The sequence below is a fragment of the Aliirhizobium smilacinae genome (assembly GCF_006335145.1).
GTDB lineage: Bacteria > Pseudomonadota > Alphaproteobacteria > Rhizobiales > Rhizobiaceae > Neorhizobium > Neorhizobium smilacinae.
In genome coordinates this window covers 1-19,003 of the sequence record NZ_VDMN01000013.1, presented here as the reverse complement: position 1 = coordinate 19,003, position 19,003 = coordinate 1, and the positions used below count along the sequence as shown (strand labels likewise).

Genomic DNA, 19,003 nt, shown 5'->3' with positions numbered 1-19,003 from the left:
CGTCCTATCTGGACGCAGCGTTGATGTAGGTGTTGGAAAGCCCGAAGAACATGTTGTTCATCACATCATAATAATTGCCGAGCGCGGCGACGAGCGTGACGCTGAGGACGGCCGCAAGCAGACCGTACTCTACGGCTGTTGCACCACTGAGGTCCTTGAGAAGGCTGCGGAACAAGCGCATCGGTCGTCCTTAGAATTTAATTCGGTTCGATCATTGCCTGATCGGCTCAGCAGTCGCCATCCGCCCCGTAACCCTGAACGATGCAAACCGAACCTGGTGTATCCTGCAGAACGCTCCTGCGGATCGTGTAGTGCTTCGCACCGGCCTCTGCGGGCTTGATAGAGCCCGTCGTCAGCATGTCGAAGTCTTCCTGCACATGCGCAAGGCGCTTCTGGTCTGTCCGCTCCGCCAGCATCGGCGTCACGATCAGCGACAGGGCGATCGCAGCCGTCCCGAAAAGCAGCGCAAGATTCAGCGCCCCGGTCTTGCCGGACCGGTACGTCGCCCTCTGGCGATTGCGCACGGTTTTCCAGAACTCGTCGTCCATGCCCCTGAAGCCTCGCCAATCATTACGCGCTAGGCTTCGAACATGCCAGAATCCGTTGAATGAAATGTTAACGCGAGATAAATCCGACGATTCTAATTTTACTTAAAGCAGATCCTGAAGCATCGGGATCAGCGGCTCGTCGGCCGGCGGCATGGGATAATCGCGAAGCGCATTGGGTCTGACCCACTTGATCTGCTGCCCCTCACGGCCGGTCGGCACGCCTTCGAACCGGCGGCAGACATAAAGCGGCATCAGCAGATGGAAGGTCTCGTAGGTGTGGCTCGCGAAGGTGAGCGGTGCAAGACAGGCCACTTTCGTCACGATCCCAAGCTCTTCCTCAAGCTCGCGGACCAAAGTCTCCTCCGGCGTTTCGCCAGGCTCGACCTTGCCGCCCGGAAACTCCCACAGCCCCGCCAGCGACTTTCCCTCCGGCCGTTGGGCAAGCAGAATGCGGCCATCGGCATCGATCAGCGCGCAGGCGGAAACGAGAAGCAGCTTTCGTTGTTCGGTCATGATTTCCGCCAGTAACGATAGGAATAGGCCTTGGTGAAGCCGAACCGATCATAAAGCGCGATCGCAGCCTCGTTGGTCGCCTCCACCTGCAGCCAGGCGGTTCTCGCACCGCTGATACGCGCCCATCTGAGCGCCGAAGACAACATGTCCGTGCCCAGCCGCTCGCGGCGATGCGACTTTGCGACGGCAAGCGACAGAATGCCCGCAAGGTCGTTATCCTGCACGCAGAGCACGGTCGCCACCGCCCCGTTGCTCGGGTCCTGCTTCATGAAGAAACCGGATGTCGGCTTGATCGCGCTGAGGATTTCGGCAAGCGCTGGCTTCAGGGCCGGGTCTTCCTCGGCAACATGCAGGCAGGCATCGGCGAAACGCCCGATATCGTGGCTCGGCAGATAATCGAGCGTATCGGGAAGCTCCAGCCTGGAGAGATCGACCGTCATCACATCCGCCGTCTCGAAGACCTCCCAGCCGGTCCGCTCCAGATGCTGGATCAGGACAGGCGGCGCCAGCGGCGTCTCGCGCAACACAAGCGTCCTGCCGTAATCCGCAAACCGCTTGGCGGCCTTTTGCAGTCGCTGGTCGAGATCGCGATGATCGGACGGATCGAGCGGAACGACACAGTTCACGCGCTTCGAAGGATGCCCACCGGTCAGCCGCACCTGCCAGCTTCCGTCATAAACGACGGAGGCGGCCGGCCAGGCGCGAAAGCCCACGGCCTCCAGCCTGCGGACCAGCGGTAGATCGGGTTGGACGGATGATGTCGCCATCACCCGCATCAGCTCCGGTAATCGCCGTTGATGGCGACATATTCCTTCGTCAGGTCACAGGTCCAGACGGTTGCCGTGCCGGACCCGAGGCCGAGCTCGACCTTCACCGGAATGTCCTGGCCCTTCATCACGGCAGATGCGGCGTCTTCCGAATAGGCCGGATCGCGTTCGCCGTTGACGGCAACGCGGATGTCACCGAACCAGATCGCCAGCTTGTCACGGTCGGCAGCTTCGCCGGCCTTGCCGACGGCCATGACGATCCGGCCCCAGTTGGCGTCTTCGCCGGCAGCCGCGGTCTTGACCAGCGGCGAATTGGCGATCGACAACGCGATCGTCTTGGCCGCTGCATCGCTTTCCGCGCCGGTCACGGTAATTTCGAGCATCTTGGTGGCGCCTTCGCCGTCACGGGCAACCTGGATCGCCAGATCCTTCAAAAGCGCGTTCAGCGCCTCACGGAAGGAAGCAAGTGCCGGATCATTGGCATCGGCAATCTGCTTCTGGCCGCCTTCGGCAGCAGCACCGGTAGCAAACAGCATCAGCGTGTCGGAAGTCGACGTGTCGCTGTCCACCGTCATCGAATTGAAGCTCGGCTCGACACCGGCCGACAGCATGGCCTGCAGGGCCGGTGCTGCGATATCGGCATCCGTCACGACGAAGGAGAGCATGGTCGCCATGTCGGGCGCGATCATGCCGGCGCCTTTGGCGATGCCGTTGATCGTCACCGTGACGCCGTTGATCTCGACGGTGCGCGTCGCGACCTTCGGATAGGTATCGGTCGTCATGATCGCCTTGGCGGCTTCCTGCCAGAAATCGCCCGTCGCGGTCGTGTTCATCTCGCCCAGCACGCCGGCAAACTTGCTGGCATCGAGCGGTTCGCCGATCACGCCGGTAGACGCGAGGTAGACTTCGTTTTCGCCACAGCCTACAGCCTCGGATGCGGACTTGGCCGTCAGTGCCGTCGCGGCCTTGCCTTTGATGCCGGTAAAGGCATTGGCATTGCCGGAATTGACCACCACCGCACGGGCAACGCCATGCGACAGGTTCGAGCGGCAGAAATCGACTGGAGCCGACGGGCACTTGGACTTGGTGAACACACCGGCCACCGCCGCAGGCTTGTCGAACACCATCAGCAGCACATCGGTGCGACCCTTGTACTTGATGCCTGCAGCAGCAGTTGCCATCCGCACACCACGGACCACAGGCATTTCAGGATAGGATTTCGGAGCGAGCGGAGAGACGGAAGCGGACATGGTCAATACCTGCGCAAAAGATTTTCAATAGGCGATAGAAAAACGGGGGCATGAATGCCCCCGTCGTTGAAATCATTCGATCAAGGCTTGGCAGCCGGTGCAGCGTCCGGAGCCGCGGTCGGGTCGGCAGCGCCGTCCTGCATCTTGCCGACGTCCTCATAGCCCTTCTTCAGGGCTTCGTCAGTGATGTCGACCTTCTGCTCGGCCTTGGCCTTTTCGAGAATGGCAACATACTTGTCGCGCATGACGAGCTGCTTCACCTGGTCCTGAACCTGTTCCAGAGCTGGCGGCGGTGCATCGCGCTTGTCTTCGACCTTGATGACGTGGAAGCCGAACTGGGTCTTGACCGGGGTCTTCGTGTAGGCGCCCTTTTCGAGACCGAAAGCAACTTCTTCGAATTCCGGAACCATGCGGCCCGGACCGAACCAGCCGAGATCGCCGCCGTCATCCTTGTTGCTGTCCTGCGAATTCTCCTTGGCGAGCTTCGCGAAGTCTTCACCCTTGTCGAGCTTGGCGATAATCGCCTTGGCTTCATCCTCGGTCTTCACCAGGATATGGGCGGCCTTGACTTCTTCCTGCTTCGGGAGAGCTGCGATTTCCTTGTCGTAGCGTGCCTTGACTTCGGCATCGGTCGTCGCTTCGACGACGTGCTTGCGGAAGTAAGCGTTATGAAGCTCACGATCGCCGATATAGGACATGCGCTTCTTGAAGTCTTCGGTCTTGTCGATGCCTTCGGCAAGCGCGCCGCTGGCGAGCAGCTTCACGTCGATCGCACCGGAAAGGGCCGCGACCTTCTTCTGCTCGTCCGGCAACTGGGCGAGCTGCGGGTCGAGGTTCTGGACCGCAAGATCAAGTTCCGACTGGGTGATCTCGAGCGCGCCGACCTTGGCGACGACCTTATCTTCCTGCGCGAATGCCGGAGCCTGGAACGAAATCGCAGCGGCGATGGCCGCCGTTACGAGAAGTTTGTGACGCAACATAAGTTACCTTTCGCATGGATGCCGGTCTCTGGGCTTGGATCCGGCGTGAATCCTTCACAAACACCGGAATGTGGCCATAGTGTATCGGCCGCAACCGTTGACATAATTCGGACCCCCTCTTATCTGTCACGCAACTTGGCGTCCAGAAGAGTTTCCGGGCGTTGCGGGACAATTTGCCGGCACTGGAACTACTTTTTTCCAACCTGCAATCCCATGGCACTGAGATCAGAAAGGACCATTCGTATGGTCAGCTTCGGCGGCATCGCCCGCAAACTGTTCGGTTCGGCCAACGAGCGCCGCGTTCGCGGCTACAAGCCGACCCTCGCCAAGATCAATGCCATCGAGGAAACGACCAAGGCACTGACCGATGAGCAGCTCGCCAACAAGACGGTCGAGTTTCGCCAGATGCTGGCCGACGGCAAGACGCTCGAGGACATCATGATCCCGGCCTTTGCCGTTGCGCGTGAGGCTTCTCTCCGCGTGCTCGGCATGCGACCTTTCGACGTTCAGCTGACCGGCGGCATGATCCTGCATGACGGCGCCATCGCCGAGATGAAGACCGGTGAAGGCAAGACGCTGGTCGGTACGCTGGCCGTTTACCTCAATGCGCTGTCCGGCAAGGGCGTCCACGTCGTTACCGTCAACGACTACCTCGCCCAGCGCGACGCCGCCATCATGAGCCGCCTTTACGGTTTCCTCGGTCTTTCGACCGGCGTCATCGTCCACGGCCTCGACGACGATCAGCGCCGCGCGGCCTATGCCTGCGACATTACCTACGCGACCAATAACGAACTCGGCTTCGATTATCTGCGCGACAACATGAAATACGAGCGCGGCCAGATGGTTCAGCGCGGCCATAATTACGCGATCGTCGACGAAGTGGATTCGATCCTCGTCGACGAAGCCCGCACGCCGCTGATCATCTCCGGCCCGCTGGACGACCGGTCCGATCTCTACACGACGATCGACACCTACATCCCGCTTCTTTCCGAAGAAGATTACGAGATCGACGAAAAGCAGCGTTCGGCCAATTTCTCCGAAGTCGGCACCGAGAAGCTGGAAAACCTGCTGCGCCAGGCCGGCCTGCTGAAGGGTGAATCGCTCTACGACGTCGAGAACGTCGCGATCGTTCACCACATCAACAACGCGCTGAAGGCCCACAAGCTCTTCACCCGCGACAAGGATTATATCGTCCGCAACGACGAGATCGTCATCATCGACGAATTCACCGGCCGCATGATGCCCGGCCGCCGTTATTCGGAAGGCCAGCACCAGGCGCTGGAAGCCAAGGAAAAGGTACAGATCCAGCCGGAGAACCAGACGCTCTCCTCGATCACCTTCCAGAACTATTTCCGCATGTATTCCAAGCTCGCCGGCATGACCGGTACGGCGCAGACGGAAGCGGAAGAATTCGGCAATATCTACAAGCTCGAAGTCATCGAGGTTCCGACCAACCTGCCGATCGCCCGTATCGACGAGGACGACGAGGTCTACCGGACGTTTGAGGAAAAGTTCAAGGCGATCATCGTCGAGATCAAGGCCGCCAGCGAGCGCAACCAGCCGGTTCTGGTCGGCACGACCTCGATTGAAAAATCCGAACTCCTGGCCACCATGCTGCGCGATTCGGGCTTCGAGAAGTTCAGCGTGCTCAACGCCCGCTACCACGAGCAGGAAGCCTATATCGTTTCCCAGGCCGGCGTGCCGGGTGCCGTGACGATCGCCACCAACATGGCCGGCCGCGGTACCGACATCCAGCTTGGCGGCAATGTCGACATGCGCATCGAGCGTGAGCTTGAAGGCATGGAAGACGAAGCCGAACGCAACGCTCTCGAAACGTCGATCCGTGCCGAGATCAAGGAATTGAAGGCCAAGGCGCTGGAAGCCGGCGGTCTCTACGTCATCGCCACAGAACGCCACGAAAGCCGCCGTATCGACAACCAGCTGCGCGGCCGTTCCGGTCGTCAGGGCGACCCGGGCCGCTCGAAATTCTACCTGTCGCTTCAGGACGACCTGATGCGCATCTTCGGCTCCGACCGCATGGACGGCATGCTGCAGAAGTTGGGCCTGAAAGAGGGCGAAGCGATCGTCCATCCGTGGATCAACAAGGCGCTGGAACGCGCCCAGAAGAAGGTCGAGGCCCGCAACTTCGACATCCGTAAAAACCTGCTGAAATACGACGACGTCACCAACGACCAGCGCAAGGTGATCTTCGAGCAGCGTATCGAGATGATGGATTCGGAAGACGTGTCCGAGACCATCGAGGACATGCGCACCGAAGTGATCGAGGTCATGGTCGCCAAGCATATCCCTGAGCGCGCTTACGCCGAACAGTGGGATGTTCCGGGGCTGCACGCAGACGTCCAGCGCCTGCTCAACCTCGATCTGCCGATCGAGGACTGGGCCAAGGAAGAAGGTATCGCCGAGGACGACATCCGCGAGCGGATCACCCAGGCGACCGAGGCTGCGGTCACGGAGCGCCGCGAGCGCTTCGGCAACGAAGTGATGAACTATGTAGAGCGATCGATCGTGCTGCAGACGCTCGATCACCTGTGGCGCGAACATATCGTCAATCTCGACCACCTGCGCTCGGTGATCGGTTTCCGCGGTTATGCCCAGCGTGACCCGCTTCAGGAATACAAGGCGGAAGCCTTCGAACTTTTCCAGGCCCTGCTTGCCAACCTGCGTGAAGCCGTGACCGCACAGATGATGCGGGTTGAGCTGATGCAGAACCCCGAGCCGCCGCAACCGCCAGCGGTCTATGAGGAGCATCATCTGGATCCGACGACCGGTGAAGACCAGATCAGCGGCGCAGATGGCGAAAACTTCATCGCCGCTCCCGAAGATCGCCATCCTGAAGACCCCTCCACCTGGGGCAAGGTCGGCCGCAACGAGGCTTGCCCCTGCGGTTCGGGCAAAAAATACAAGCACTGCCACGGCGCCTTCGAACAGGCCTGAGGCGTACAGTATCCGACGCAAACGCCGCCCACCGGGCGGCGTTTTGCTTTTCACCTCGGCAGTATCCACAAGTCGATCGGTTCCGCCAACCGTTTCTTAACCCTGACGTGGCAGGTTTTCCGTCAGTATTTGTGTGGCTTAACGAGTAACACGTGCCCTTCATGGCGGTTATCGAAACAGCGGAAAGACTGCTTCCGCCGGGCCTGCGCGCCCGGATCGCACCGCTGATCGCAAAAGCCGGCACCATTCTCAACGATCGCAGCGCGACCGCCGGGGCACAGCGCCAGGCCTTGATGGCATTTGCGATCCGCATCGCCTCGGCCGCAATCGCCTTCCTGTCCCAGATCGTTCTTGCGCGGCTGATGGGCGAGTTTGAATATGGCATCTATGCCTTCGTCTGGGTGATCGTCATCCTGACCGGCAATCTCTCCTGCCTCGGTTTCCACACCTCGATCATCCGTTTTTATCATCAGCACATCGCGTCGGGCGAAACCACGATGCTGCGCGGGCTGAATGTCGCCTCCTGCCTTGTCGCACTCATAACGGCGACAACGGTCGGCGCACTGGGCTTCGCCTTCCTGTTTCTGTTCGGCGACAGCGTCGCCTCCTATTATCTCGTTCCGATCGCCATTGCGCTTTTCATCATCCCGTTGATCGCGCTCGGCGATATCCTCGACGGCATGGCAAGGGCGCGTGGCTGGACCGTCTCGGCACTCGCGCCGACCTTCATCCTGAGACCGGTCCTCATCCTTGCCTTCATGGCGGCAGCGGCATTGATCGACGCGCCACATGATGCGACGACGGCAATGGGTGGGGCGCTTGCCGCCACCTATGTCACGACGCTCGCCCACCTCATCCAGCTCGCCACGCTGATCCGGCAGGACAAAGGCGAGGCACAGCGCCGCTATCAGCTTGGCACATGGATGAAATATTCCCTGCCGCTTTTCCTCGTCGATGGCATCGGCTTCCTGCTGACCAATGCCGACGTGGTCGTGGTCGGGCTTTATCTCCCGCCCGATCAGGTCGGCATCTATTTCGCTGCAGCAAAAACCATAGTGCTGGTGCAATTCGTCTATTTTTCGGTCAAGGCCGCGGCCGCACCCCGCTTCTCCGCCATTATTGCCGCCAACGACCATGATGCGCTTGCAAGTTTTGCCGCCCAGGCGACACGCTGGACCTTCTGGCCATCGCTTGTCATCGGCCTGTGTGCACTCGCGGCCGGCGAACTGCTTCTTTCGCTGTTCGGCCCGAACTTCACCGACGGTTATTGGCTGATGGTGATCCTGTTTGCCGGCATCCTGACCAAGGCCTCCATCGGTCCTGCGGAAATTCTTCTCAGCATGGCTGGGCACCAGAAGCTTTGCGTCGGCGTTTATGCCGTAACCCTGATCGCGGCAGTGATACTGTATGTTGTGATGATCCCGCTATTCGGCTTGACTGGAGCGGCGGTTGCGGCTGCAACTGCAATCATGATCGAATCCCTGCTGCTTCATCTGACGGTCCGCCGCACGCTCGGCATCACGCTGTTTGCCTTCGCGCGCAAACCGCAAGCCGGATCGGGGGCGAATTGACCATGCAGATCCCCCCCTTCGGCGGCGACATCGAGAATGCAAAAGAACTCGTTCAGAACGAACGGGACCGGCCTGCTTTGCCGGAGGCCGACCTCAACCTGCCCATCGGCCGGGCCGGACGCGAGTTTTCGCTTTATCCGGCAACCCTCGGCTACGAGCTTCAGGAAGAGCTGGAATTCCTGTCGCACCGGGCGATGGAGCCGAACATCTTCTTCTCCGCCCGCCTTCTGGTGCCTGCAATGCCGCGCGTGGAAGACAAGCAGGTGCGCTTCGCCCTCATCCGCGACGATAACGGCATGCGCTCGCGCCTGCGGCTGCTAATGCCCTTCACCGTCGAGCGTCCAGGTTTTTCGGTCGGTGCGTCGATCATCCGCACATGGGCCAATCCTTTCGGCCCGCTCGGAACGCCGCTTGTCGATGCCGAGGATGCCGCAGAGACTATCGACAACCTGTTCGACGTGCTTGCCCTGAGCGAGACCAAGCTGCCATCGGTGCTGGTCCTGCCGGATATCCGCCTCACCGGCCGCTTCGCCCAGCTGGCCAAGGCCGTCGCCATCGCTCACGATTTGCCCGTTGCCACCACCGATACGTTCCGCCGCCCGATGCTGGAAAGCTTTCTCGATGGCGACGGCTATCTGAAGCAATCCGTCTCTGCGCATCATGTGCGCGAGATGCGCCGCCAGTGGCGCAATCTCGAAAAGCTGGGAACCCTGAGCTACAACGTCGCCCGCCAGCCGGAAGAAGTCCGGCTGCGGATGGAGGAATTCCTCGCGCTTGAAGCCAAGGGCTGGAAGGGCAAAAAACGGTCCGCGCTGATCAACGACCGTTATCGCGCCGCCTTTGCCCGTGAAGCGATCACCAATCTCGCCGAGATCGACGCGGTGCGCATTCACACGATCGATCTCGATGGCCGCGCCATCGCCTCGATCATCGTTTTCCTGATGGCCGGCGAAGCATATACTTGGAAAACCGCCTATGACGAGAGTTTTGGCCGCCATTCGCCGGGCAAGCTTCTGATCATGAAACTGACCGACTGGCATCTGGAAGACGCCAACATCCTGCGGACAGACAGCTGCGCCGTGCCCGATCACCCGATCATGAGCCGCATGTGGGAACAGCGCGAAGAGATGGGAAGTCTCGTCATCGGCCTGACGCGCAACGGCGACCGTGACGTCCGTCAGGTCGCAGCCCAGCTCCACCTCTATCGCAACACCCGCAACATAGCCCGTATCCTGCGCGAAAAGATCATGCATCTGGCCGGCCGCGATACCTGAACCGAAAAGGGGCCTGCGTTGCCGCAAGCCCCTGGAACACCGAACCCGGCTAACGCGACGCCGTCATCCGCAGCATGCGGCAGAGCTGGACGAGTGCCGGATCGTAACCGCCGCCAGAGACATCCACGCACCGCTTCAGCAGCTTCTGCCGTTCGCTGGGCGACATGGCATTGAAGGCGGCTCTCTGAGGGCCGGTCAATCCGCCGCCGGGGGCACCACCTGTTCCCGGACCTGTACCTGGTCCCGTTCCCGGTATGCCGCCACCGATGCCGACCCCGACATCCACACCGACGCCAGTCGTGCCTCCGACGCCGAGCCCAAGGGCTGCAGCGAGACCTCCCGCGCCGCCGACGGTCGCCGTCGTTCTGGCATTGATACCGTTGGACGTGCTGGCCCCGACCCGCGCGTTCACACCGTTGCTTCCACCGACGGAGGCCGCGACCCCGGCATTAAGCCCGCGCGAACCGCTGACATTCGCGCCTGCATTCACACCGTTGCGCCCTCCGACGGATGCACCGGCGCTCGCAACGCCGGAATTGCGCCCGACGCCCACGCCGGCATTTGCACCGTTTCGACCACCGACGGATGCGCCTGCCCCGACACCACCGGAACGGCCACCGACACTGGCGCCTGCATTGACGCCGCCTCGTCCTCCCACCGACGCTCCCACACCGAGACCACCACTGCTGCTTCTGCCGACGCTGGCGCTGACGCCCCGGTCACCCCCGACGGATAGCCCTTGAGCGTAGACCGGCGTCAGTCCGGCAGCGGCAATGCATGTGGACATCAATGCCGAAACAAATAGTTTTTTCATCACTTTCTCCTCCTTGAGGGCCTGGCCTGCAGAGCCCACGGAGTCGAATTCGCGCCGGGTCTATTTGTTTCAGAAATCACTAATGTACCGTCGATGACGATTAACGAATTATGATGTCTGCACCGCTTGCCCTGCACCGGGTTCGCAAGCGGATCGTTGCGGATCACATTTGCAGAACTTGCGCCTTGCATCCGCGTGGCTGCGCATGGTAAGCGCGTTCCACATCTACTGTGCCCCGTTGGCGGAATTGGTAGACGCGCCTGACTCAAAATCAGGTTCCGAGAGGAGTGCTGGTTCGATTCCGGCACGGGGCACCAGAACTTCATGAAAATAATATATCTTTCCATATCCGGAACGACGGCGTGAAGCTCCGCTCGCCGGGTTGTTTTCATGCCGTATAGAGAACACCTCTTCGGTCACCAGCATGCCGGGGCCGATTACATTCGCCGCGGTCTGCCGGTGACCGAAGAAGCTTCAAAAATTTCACGCGATGGTCACCAAAAAAGGCTTGCTTTCCCTTTGTTTTAAGCGGGTTATGCGTATCCAGATATCGCAGGAGCGTACAATGGCTAAAGGTCAAGTTCGAAGCAATAAAGAGACTCGCAAACCCAAGAAGGACAAGGCTGCGGCAGCGCCCGCCGCGACGCTGGGATCCCAGGTAAAAAACACCGAGAGCAGCTTGAAAAAGAAGTGAGCCAGCCTTGGTAAGGCGCTGACTTAAGCAGTGCCTCGCCATCTTGGCAGAGTTCACACGAGGTGAAAGCGCGAGATGCGTTGTCGTTGCAGATCATTGATCTTGAAAATCAATGATGGCAAAGGGCACCGCATCATTTTCCATGAGTTGTTTCTGCATCTCTGATCTGATGCTTCCAGCAGCCGCAGGCATGAAGATCCGAGCATGAAACCAGCGCCCGTGACCATTGAGAACCGTTCCTGCGAAACCTGTACGCTGTGCTGTCGCCTGCCCGATATCGATTATCTCGACAAACCGGCAGAGGAATGGTGCATGCATTGCGTCGCCGGACTGGGCTGTTCGATCTACGAAGAGCGCCCGAAACTCTGTCGTGACTTCCTCTGTCACTGGATGCTCGACGAAACGCTGGGCGACGAGTGGAAGCCCTCCATATCGCATATGATGGTCTACGGACAGGGACGGCAGATCACCGTACTGGCAGATCCGGATCGCCCCGACCTCTGGCGCCACGAGCCGTATATCTCCCAGCTCCAGAACTGGGCAGCGGATGCTGCTGCGACGGGAGGATATGTGATCGTGTTCTGGCGTGACGAAGTGGTGAAGATCGAACGATAGACCCGCGGCACCAGACATGATGTCGCTGCAGCGATAGCGTACTTTTCCGCCGGCCGCCCTCCCGTTAAAATGCCGAGGATAGTCGGTTAATCACGACAATGTGCCAGGCACTGGCGGTTATGCCGCCCGTTCCGCCAGTTTACAGAACGGCGGGTTCTGCTCTACAGCTTCGGCAAAACACGAACACGACGGCGACATGCAGGCCCCCGGCTGGGCCGCAGCCTCGACGGCGAACACGAAGGAGAGTCACATGGCGCTGGCAGGTTCAACCACTCAATTCCGCAAGGGACTTGGCTACGCCGCCTTTTTGACCTTTGCGATGGCGGCAACGGTCGGCAGCGCACTGGGCTTCGAGCATATCGGCGGCTACATTCCCTGCGCGCTCTGCCTGCTAGAGCGTGATCCCTATTATTTCGGCATTCCGATCGGCATCCTCGCGGTCGGCTCGGCGGCCTTCGGCCTGCCATCCTGGATCACCCGCGTGCTGTTGGTCGTCATCGGCGTCATGATGCTCGTCGGCGCCGGCATGGGCGTCTATCATTCGGGAGTTGAATGGGGCTTCTGGCCGGGGCCTACGGCCTGCGGCGGCACCACCGCAACAACCACCAATGCCGGCAATCTTCTGGGCGACCTGAACACGATCCACGGCCCTTCCTGCGCCGACGCAGCTCTTCGCGTTATCGGCCTCTCTTTTGCCGGCTGGAATGTCGTCGCCAGCATTTTTCTCGCAGCAGTCGCCTTCATCGGCGCGAAAAAGGCCGTATAAGCGGCTTCAGACTTTCGACAAATTGCGGATCCTCTGCCTTGTGCCGAGGATCTGTCCGCGCCGAATAAAATCAGGCGTTTGCAGCTGCTCGGGACAAGCCCAAGCCTGACGGCGAAGAGGCTTTGCCCCGTTTATCAGCGGTCTGAAGACCTGATCACGGCTGCAGCTCGGTATCCCAGTAGAGATAATCCATCCAGCTTTCGTGCAGGTAGTTCGGCGGAAAAAGCCGGCCATTGTTGTGCAGGTCCTGTACGCTCGGCGCATAGGGCTTCTGGTGCGGGAACATCTGGGCCTGTTTCGGCAGCTTGCTACCCTTCCTCAGATTGCAGGGCGAACAGGCCGCCACGACATTCTCCCAGGTCGTTTCGCCGCCATGGGCGCGCGGGATGACGTGGTCGAAGGTCAGCTCGTCATGCTCGCCGCAATACTGGCACTCGAACTTGTCACGCAGGAACACGTTGAACCGGGTGAAGGCCGGGTTGCGGGTCGGCTGCACATAGGTCTTGAGGCTGACGACGCTCGGCAGTTTCATCGAGAAGCTGGGGGAGCAGACCGAATGATCGTATTCCGCGATGATATTCACACGGTCAAGGAAAACCGCCTTGATCGCGTCCTGCCAGGACCACAACGACAAGGGATAGTAACTCAGCGGCCGGTAGTCAGCGTTCAGGACGAGCGCCGGCAAGGCCTGCGGGGAGACTGCAATCGTCAAGTGACGCTCCTACCCGATTCGGCATCTATCTCTTCTATATTAGGTCCGTTGTTACAGGATTGTGAAGCCCTATAAATGCAACGGGATACTTCACCCCGATTTACACCAGCGGCAGAGCGTCGCGGCGCATGGTCGCGGCATAATGCGCCCAGAAAAGCCGGGCGGCAACGGACCGGTGCGGCGCCCAGACCTTGGCAATTTCGCTGAGCTGTCTTGCATTCGGCCGCGCCTCCATCAGAAACGCCTTTGCGACCGATGCCTGAAGCGCCACATCGCCGGACGGAAAGATGTCGGGATGGCCACCGCAGAACATCAGATAGACCTCGGCCGTCCACGGGCCGATGCCGGGCAGGAGAACCAGCCGTCGAAGGGCTTCGCTGCCATCGAGAGCGCAGATAGCGTCCAGATCGATGTCGCCGCCGATAACCGCATGAGCGAGACCTCTCAGCGTCGATGCCTTGGCACGCGACAGGCCGAACGTGGCGATCACATCGGGATCGAGTGCCGCATAGGCTTGCGCCGTGACCGGCCCGACAGCTTCGATCCGCCGCCAGATCGCATCGGCACTTGCCCGCGAGACCATTTGCGACACGATGATCGACGCGAGACCGGCAAAGCCGGGGGTGGCCAGTCGCAACGGCACCGGACCGGAAAATTCGATGATCGGTGCCAGTCTCGGATCGAGCTTCAGCAATCGCTCCAGCCCGTCTTCGATGTCCGTCTCGTTGCGGATGATCGTCACGACATCATTCCCCATTGGCCGCACGGCCGAAAGCGTGGCAGAAGACGGCATGTCTTCTCCTTTTTCTGATAGCCCCGTCTTCCGCTTCGCGCCAAGCCCCAATGGCCATCTGCATCTCGGCCACGCGCTTTCGGCGATGCTGAATCACGATATGGCAAAAGCTGCGGGCGGGCGTTTTCTGCTGCGCATGGAAGACATCGATCTCTCCCGTTGCACACCCGAATTCGAGGATATGATCTATCGCGACCTGCGCTGGCTGGGCCTCGACTGGGAAAAACCTGTCCGCCGCCAGTCGCAGCATTTCGACCTCTACCGGCAGGCACTCGAGAGATTGCGGGAAATGCAGCTCATCTATCCCGCCTTCATGACCCGCGGAGAGATCAGGTCGCGCGTGGCGGCCAGTGAAGACACCGGCAGCTCATGGCCGCGCGACCCGGACGGCTCGCCGCTTTATCCGCCCGACGACAGGGAACGCAGCGAAGAAGAAAGGGCAGGATTGATTGCGGCCGAGACCCACCATGCCTGGCGGCTCGATATCGCCAAGGCCAAGGCCCTGATCGGCAGGCCGCTTTCATGGCAGGAAACGGGAGACGGAACGTTGCAACGCGTGGATGCCGACCCGGCGATCTGGGGCGATGTCGTCCTCTCGCGCTCGGATGCACCGTCGACCTACCATCTGTCGGTCGTCGTCGATGATGCCTTGCAGGGTATTACCCATGTGGTACGCGGACAGGATCTGTTTTCCGCCACCGCCATCCACCGCCTGCTGCAGGAACTGCTTAGGCTTCCGGAGCCGGTCTATCACCATCACCGGCTGATCCTCGGCAGCGACGGGCGAAAACTGTCGAAAAGCGAAGGCTCAACCGGAATTACTGCTCTTCGGCAGGATGGGCTCCGGCCCGACGATATTCGCCGGCTCGTCGGGTTGTGACCGCGCGGCACGCTTGGCCTTGCGCTTCTTGTTGACCTGGTTGACCACCGAATAGACCTTGTATTTCAGGATAGCGGCGTTGAGTTCCGCGCCCAGCATGAAGATCACGCCGACCATGTAGAGGAATACGAGCACGATCATGATCGAGGCCAGCCCCGCATAAGTGGCTGCGTAATTGGCGAAGGTAGAGAGATAGGCGGCAAAACCGAGGCCGAAGAGCGTCCAGATGACGATGGTCATCACCACGCCCGGCAACACGTCGATGATCCGGCGATCTCCCGCCGGAAGCCATTTATGCGAGAAGAGCAACCCGATCATCAGCAGCAGGCCGGTGCCGAGCAGGCCCCAGTTTGCCAGAGCATTGAGGTCGCTCATCAGCCAGGGGAATTTGGTTTCGGCAAACCGCTGCGCCACCGGCACCGCCAGAAGCACGATGCTGATAACCGCGAAAATCACCACCGCGACAATGACATAACCGAGGCTCGCCAGACGCGTCACGTACCAGGCTCGTGTCTCGGTGACCCGGTAGGCGCGGTTGAGCGAAATGCGCAGCGCCTCGACACCGTTCGAGGCGAAATAGGCGGCCGCGAGAACCGAGACCGTCAGCAGCCCGCCGCGCGGCATCTCGATCACCCGCTGGATTTCCGACGCGATCGGATTGGCGATATCGGCCGGCCATGCGTCGAACATCAGATGGATGGCCGTTTCGGAAAATCCGCCGGCCCCCAGAAAACCTGCCAGAGCGGTGCCGAAGATCAGGAACGGGAAAAGCGCCAGAAGCCCGGACAGCGCCACATGGCTGGCCATTGCCCAGCCGTCATCTTCGGTGAAATGCCAATAGGCATCCCACAGGACCTTGAAAGCCAATCGGTGCCATCGCGGCCGGCGCGTTTCTTCCTGCAATGGGGACTCCGTTGTGACTTGCGTCGAAATATGGGAGGTACACCGCCACTTGTACAGATAAGCGCCGAGGAAGTGTCCTTAAATGACTGCGACAAGAACGATCATCGTGACCGGCTGTTCCTCCGGCATCGGTGCCTATTGTGCAAGGGCCTTGAAGAAACAAGGCTGGCGTGTCTTCGCAACGGTTCGCAGACCCGAGGATCTTGCCGCGCTCGAGGCTGATGGCCTCGAAGCCCTGTTGCTCGACTATACCAGACAGGAAACGATCGACCGCCTGGTCGAAACCGTGGTCGAGCGAACCGGCGGCCGGATCGACGCACTCTTCAACAACGGCGCCTATGGTCAGCCAGGAGCGGTCGAGGATCTGACCACCGACGTGCTTCGCGTCCAATTCGAGACCAATCTTTTTGGCTGGCACGAACTGACGCGGCAGATCATTCCTCTCATGCGGGCCAGAGGTTCTGGCCGGATCGTCAACTGCTCATCCATCCTCGGGCTGATGCCCTATCGGTTTCGCGGCGCCTACACGGCCTCGAAATATGCGCTGGAGGGCCTGACGCTGACCATGCGCATGGAGCTTGCCGGCAGCGGGATCGAGGTGAGCCTCATCGAGCCCGGCCCGATCGCCACCCGTTTCACCGCCAACGCGCTTGCCAAGATCAACGAACATATCGACCTCGAAAATTCTGTGCATGCAGCCGATTACGCGCAGCAGCTGAAGCGCCTCGACGGCCGCGGACCGATCAACCGCCACAAGCTCGGCCCCGAAGCGGTTCAAAAGGTGCTCGATCATGCCCTGAACGCGCCTCGTCCACGGCCGCATTATCTGGTAACCAGACCTGCAAAGCAGGGCGCGTTGTTGAAGAGGCTGCTTCCGGCCACGCTCTTCTACGCGCTCATGCGCCGTATCGACTGACAACTGACGGGAGGCAGGATATGTCGAGTGTTACCACCATTCTCACCCTGATCGTGATGGGCCTCGTCGTGCTTGTCCTGATCCGCGGCCTGTTCAACATGCTGAAGGGGACCGACGCCAACAAGTCCAACAAGCTGATGCAAATGCGCGTCATCCTGCAGGCGGTGGCGATCGCGCTTATCATGCTGACGCTCTGGATTACCGGCGGCGGTCGGCCCACTTAGGAAATCGACATGGTCAAGCTCAACAAGATCTATACCCGCACCGGCGACAAAGGCACGACCGGCCTCGTTTCCGGCCCGCGCCGCGAAAAATTCGATCTGCGGGTAGAGGCATACGGCACGGTCGACGAGACCAATTCCGCAGTCGGTGTTGCCCGTCTGCACACTGTCGGTTTCGACGAGCTGGACGTGATGCTTGCCCGCATCCAGAACGATCTTTTCGATCTGGGATCGGATCTCGCGACACCCGATACCGGCGAGACGCTCGATTACGAGCCGCTGCGCATCATCGAGGCGCAGGCCGAGCGGCTGGAACGCGAGATCGACAGCCTGAACGGCGAACTCGATCCGCTGAAATCCTTCGTCCTTCCCGGCGGCACCCCGGCTGCCGCTCATCTGCATATGGCAAGAACCATCGCAAGACGCGCCGAACGGCTGATGGTCGAGTTGTCGCGGCAGGAAACGGTCGGCGCCGCGGCGCTGAAATACATCAACCGCCTCTCCGACTTCCTCTTCGTCGCCGCCCGTTTTGCCAACGATAGCGGTCAGGTCGATATTTTGTGGGTTCCGGGGAAACACCGGTAAGGCGCGATGACTGCGCGCGGGGAGAGCAACAACCTCCCTCATTCCTGTGCTTGTCACAGGAATGAGATCGGAAACCGTGGAGACCAGATATGTTCGTCCCGCTGCATGACACGAACGAACTGAAATATATCCGCGTCCAGTATGTCACGATCACCCTGATCGTCCTGAACGTGGCCGCATGGCTGTTTACCACTTTCGCATCCGTGGAGCAGGCGGAGCGCGCTTCGCTGGGCCTGGGCTTCATTCCCGCCCTGATCTTCGACCATGCCGTACTCGACCCGTCGCTGGTTCTCGTGCCGGAAGACATGACCTTCCTCACCTACGCCTTCCTGCATATCGATTTCTGGCATCTGGCACCGAACATGCTGTTTCTCTGGGTCTTCGGAGACAATGTCGAGGATGCGCTGGGGCATTTCCGCTTCCTGATCTTCTATCTCCTGTGCGCCGCGGCAGGCGCCGCCCTGCACGGTTTCGTCACGCCGGAATCGGAAGGCCCGCTGATCGGCGCGTCGGGCGCGATATCCGGTGTGGTGGCCGCGTATTTCCTCCTGCATCCGCGGGTTCGCGTCTGGGTACTGGTCCTGTTTCGTATTCCGCTACCGCTCCCGGCCTTCATTCCGTTGGCGCTATGGATCGCCCAGCAATTCGTCATGCTGGCGCTGAACATGGATGATGCCGTCTCCTGGGGCGCCCATGTCGGAGGCATCATTGCAGGCGCCTTGCTGGTCCTCGTCATGCGGCGTCCAGGCGTTCCGCTGTTCGACCGCCGGATCGTCACGCCGCGTGCCGTGCATCACAAACCGAGCGTTCCGCAGGTACCGGCACACGTCGAATAGGGTTATGACAAATGCGCAAGTGTCGGCATGGAAACAGCGTTGTAATCGGGTGAAAAATGCGTATCCATGTCGCCCACTGACCAATGAGGAGACGGCAAATGTCGCATTTTGCCGTCGGTGATAGTCAAGGAAGGACCCCATGAAGATCCTGGTGCCTGTTAAGCGTGTCGTCGATTACAACGTCAAGATCCGTGTGAAACCGGATGGCACGGGTGTCGAGCTTGCAAACGTCAAGATGTCGATGAACCCGTTCGACGAAATCTCCGTCGAAGAGGCGCTTCGCCTGAAGGAAGCAGGCAAGGCCGAAGAAGTGGTGGTCGTCTCGATCGGCCCGGCGAAAGCCGAAGAAACGCTGCGGACAGCGCTCGCCATGGGCGCCGACCGGGCGATCCTCATCGAGACCGACGATC

The 19,003-nt window shown here is 60.4% G+C and carries 22 protein-coding genes and 1 tRNA gene; 13 read left to right on the top strand and 10 right to left on the bottom strand.

The features are described 5' to 3' along the window. Nucleotides 1-4 precede the first annotated feature (4 nt). From FHP24_RS27940 to FHP24_RS27915, 6 genes are all read right to left on the bottom strand, one after another. A complete protein-coding gene (locus tag FHP24_RS27940; protein ID WP_139679523.1) occupies nucleotides 5-181 on the bottom strand; it encodes a Flp family type IVb pilin in 177 nt (58 codons plus the stop codon). 46 nt (nucleotides 182-227) lie between these two features. After that, nucleotides 228-548 carry a hypothetical protein gene (locus FHP24_RS27935; protein WP_139679522.1) on the bottom strand — a complete coding sequence of 107 codons (321 nt, stop codon included), beginning with the start codon at nucleotides 546-548 and terminating at the stop codon, nucleotides 228-230. Between the two features lie 102 nt (nucleotides 549-650). Continuing rightward, the gene (mutT, locus tag FHP24_RS27930) at nucleotides 651-1,061 is read right to left on the bottom strand and encodes an 8-oxo-dGTP diphosphatase MutT (protein ID WP_139679521.1); all 411 of its coding nucleotides are present in this window, start codon (nucleotides 1,059-1,061) and stop codon (nucleotides 651-653) included. Then, a complete protein-coding gene (locus FHP24_RS27925) occupies nucleotides 1,058-1,828 on the bottom strand; it encodes a GNAT family N-acetyltransferase (RefSeq protein ID WP_139679520.1) in 771 nt (256 codons plus the stop codon). Before FHP24_RS27925 ends, mutT begins: the two co-directional genes overlap by 4 nt. A gap of 8 nt (nucleotides 1,829-1,836) precedes the next feature. After that, the gene (gene argJ, locus FHP24_RS27920) at nucleotides 1,837-3,078 is read right to left on the bottom strand and encodes a bifunctional glutamate N-acetyltransferase/amino-acid acetyltransferase ArgJ (RefSeq protein ID WP_139679519.1); all 1,242 of its coding nucleotides are present in this window, start codon (nucleotides 3,076-3,078) and stop codon (nucleotides 1,837-1,839) included. 80 nt (nucleotides 3,079-3,158) lie between these two features. After that, nucleotides 3,159-4,058 carry a peptidylprolyl isomerase gene (locus FHP24_RS27915; RefSeq protein ID WP_139679518.1) on the bottom strand — a complete coding sequence of 300 codons (900 nt, stop codon included), beginning with the start codon at nucleotides 4,056-4,058 and terminating at the stop codon, nucleotides 3,159-3,161. A gap of 243 nt (nucleotides 4,059-4,301) precedes the next feature. Between FHP24_RS27915 and secA the strand changes: the two genes are divergently transcribed. From secA to FHP24_RS27900, 3 genes are all read left to right on the top strand, one after another. After that, nucleotides 4,302-7,013, top strand: coding sequence for a preprotein translocase subunit SecA (gene secA, locus FHP24_RS27910; protein ID WP_139679517.1), 2,712 nt, complete (start codon nucleotides 4,302-4,304; stop codon nucleotides 7,011-7,013). 161 nt (nucleotides 7,014-7,174) lie between these two features. Beyond that, nucleotides 7,175-8,584 (top strand): lipopolysaccharide biosynthesis protein, encoded by a 1,410-nt coding sequence (locus FHP24_RS27905; protein ID WP_139679516.1) that lies wholly within the window; start codon nucleotides 7,175-7,177, stop codon nucleotides 8,582-8,584. Between the two features lie 2 nt (nucleotides 8,585-8,586). Beyond that, nucleotides 8,587-9,858, top strand: coding sequence for a GNAT family N-acetyltransferase (locus FHP24_RS27900; protein WP_139679515.1), 1,272 nt, complete (start codon nucleotides 8,587-8,589; stop codon nucleotides 9,856-9,858). 49 nt (nucleotides 9,859-9,907) lie between these two features. Here the strand turns inward: FHP24_RS27900 and FHP24_RS27895 are convergent, their stop codons facing one another. Then, nucleotides 9,908-10,672 (bottom strand): hypothetical protein, encoded by a 765-nt coding sequence (locus FHP24_RS27895; protein ID WP_139679514.1) that lies wholly within the window; start codon nucleotides 10,670-10,672, stop codon nucleotides 9,908-9,910. Between the two features lie 232 nt (nucleotides 10,673-10,904). Between FHP24_RS27895 and FHP24_RS27890 the strand changes: the two genes are divergently transcribed. The 4 genes from FHP24_RS27890 to FHP24_RS27880 all read left to right on the top strand — a co-directional run bounded on the left by FHP24_RS27890 (nucleotide 10,905) and on the right by FHP24_RS27880 (nucleotide 12,747). Beyond that, nucleotides 10,905-10,989 (top strand) — tRNA-Leu (locus tag FHP24_RS27890). Nucleotides 10,990-11,237: 248 nt separating this feature from the next. Further along, nucleotides 11,238-11,366 (top strand): hypothetical protein, encoded by a 129-nt coding sequence (locus FHP24_RS29300; RefSeq protein ID WP_281287477.1) that lies wholly within the window; start codon nucleotides 11,238-11,240, stop codon nucleotides 11,364-11,366. Between the two features lie 204 nt (nucleotides 11,367-11,570). Then, entirely contained in the window at nucleotides 11,571-11,981 is a 411-nt protein-coding gene (locus tag FHP24_RS27885; RefSeq protein WP_139679513.1) for a YkgJ family cysteine cluster protein, read from the top strand. Nucleotides 11,982-12,231: 250 nt separating this feature from the next. Continuing rightward, on the top strand, nucleotides 12,232-12,747 hold the full coding sequence (locus FHP24_RS27880) for a disulfide bond formation protein B (RefSeq protein WP_180356159.1): 516 nt from the start codon (nucleotides 12,232-12,234) through the stop codon (nucleotides 12,745-12,747). 154 nt (nucleotides 12,748-12,901) lie between these two features. On the opposite strand, the gene FHP24_RS27875 is transcribed toward FHP24_RS27880, so the two are convergent. Together FHP24_RS27875 and FHP24_RS27870 are read right to left on the bottom strand one after the other, a co-directional pair. Continuing rightward, the gene (locus FHP24_RS27875) at nucleotides 12,902-13,459 is read right to left on the bottom strand and encodes an HNH endonuclease (RefSeq protein WP_139679512.1); all 558 of its coding nucleotides are present in this window, start codon (nucleotides 13,457-13,459) and stop codon (nucleotides 12,902-12,904) included. Between the two features lie 100 nt (nucleotides 13,460-13,559). Continuing rightward, nucleotides 13,560-14,252, bottom strand: a complete 693-nt coding sequence (locus FHP24_RS27870) for a DNA-3-methyladenine glycosylase family protein (RefSeq protein WP_246091976.1) — start codon at nucleotides 14,250-14,252, stop codon at nucleotides 13,560-13,562. Here FHP24_RS27870 and gluQRS point away from each other — a divergent pair. Then, nucleotides 14,251-15,132 (top strand): tRNA glutamyl-Q(34) synthetase GluQRS, encoded by an 882-nt coding sequence (gene gluQRS, locus FHP24_RS27865; RefSeq protein WP_246091975.1) that lies wholly within the window; start codon nucleotides 14,251-14,253, stop codon nucleotides 15,130-15,132. The genes FHP24_RS27870 and gluQRS overlap by 2 nt on opposite strands. On the opposite strand, the gene FHP24_RS27860 is transcribed toward gluQRS, so the two are convergent. Further along, the gene (locus FHP24_RS27860; protein WP_139679510.1) at nucleotides 15,061-16,035 is read right to left on the bottom strand and encodes a YihY/virulence factor BrkB family protein; all 975 of its coding nucleotides are present in this window, start codon (nucleotides 16,033-16,035) and stop codon (nucleotides 15,061-15,063) included. The two genes, gluQRS and FHP24_RS27860, sit on opposite strands and share 72 nt — an antisense overlap. Nucleotides 16,036-16,117: 82 nt before the next feature. Here FHP24_RS27860 and FHP24_RS27855 point away from each other — a divergent pair, with 82 nt between their 5' ends. From FHP24_RS27855 to FHP24_RS27835, 5 genes are all read left to right on the top strand, one after another. Then, entirely contained in the window at nucleotides 16,118-16,951 is an 834-nt protein-coding gene (locus FHP24_RS27855; RefSeq protein WP_139679509.1) for an SDR family oxidoreductase, read from the top strand. A 20-nt stretch (nucleotides 16,952-16,971) separates the two neighbouring features. After that, nucleotides 16,972-17,175 carry a twin transmembrane helix small protein gene (locus tag FHP24_RS27850; protein WP_139679508.1) on the top strand — a complete coding sequence of 68 codons (204 nt, stop codon included), beginning with the start codon at nucleotides 16,972-16,974 and terminating at the stop codon, nucleotides 17,173-17,175. A 9-nt stretch (nucleotides 17,176-17,184) separates the two neighbouring features. Then, nucleotides 17,185-17,757: a cob(I)yrinic acid a,c-diamide adenosyltransferase gene (locus tag FHP24_RS27845; protein ID WP_139679507.1), complete on the top strand. Its 573-nt coding sequence runs from the start codon at nucleotides 17,185-17,187 to the stop codon at nucleotides 17,755-17,757. 89 nt (nucleotides 17,758-17,846) lie between these two features. Further along, nucleotides 17,847-18,593, top strand: coding sequence for a rhomboid family intramembrane serine protease (locus tag FHP24_RS27840; RefSeq protein ID WP_139679506.1), 747 nt, complete (start codon nucleotides 17,847-17,849; stop codon nucleotides 18,591-18,593). A gap of 139 nt (nucleotides 18,594-18,732) precedes the next feature. Continuing rightward, nucleotides 18,733-19,003: electron transfer flavoprotein subunit beta/FixA family protein (locus FHP24_RS27835; RefSeq protein WP_394344675.1), on the top strand; the 271-nt coding region annotated here is incomplete at its 3' end.